Raw genomic sequence first — 240 nt, forward strand, 5'->3', positions numbered from 1 at the left:
ACCATACCCGGAATACCAGCAACACCAGCCAGATCATAGCCAAAGGAATAGGCAGGCGTAGAGAAGCGATTGCCAGACGAGCGAGCATACTCAGTCGGCATACCGATCTTGCGTTCCTTACCGTTTACAACCTGTTTTACAGGCTCAAGGTTGTTGATCTGCGAAGACATGAAATTGAAGTTCTGCTTACCGGTGCGAACCGATGCAGTGATATGTTCCATACCCTTCTGGATTTCACGC

The 240-nt window shown here is 49.2% G+C and carries 1 protein-coding gene; it reads right to left on the reverse strand.

The window, feature by feature from the left end; all coding sequences use genetic code 11:
* On the reverse strand, positions 1-221 hold a 221-nt coding region (locus RMT89_RS45190; protein WP_315889558.1), incomplete at its 3' end, for a hypothetical protein.
* Between the last annotated feature and the right edge of the window lie 19 nt (positions 222-240).

The sequence above is a fragment of the Streptomyces sp. P17 genome (assembly GCF_032436805.1).
Lineage (GTDB): Bacteria > Actinomycetota > Actinomycetes > Streptomycetales > Streptomycetaceae > Streptomyces.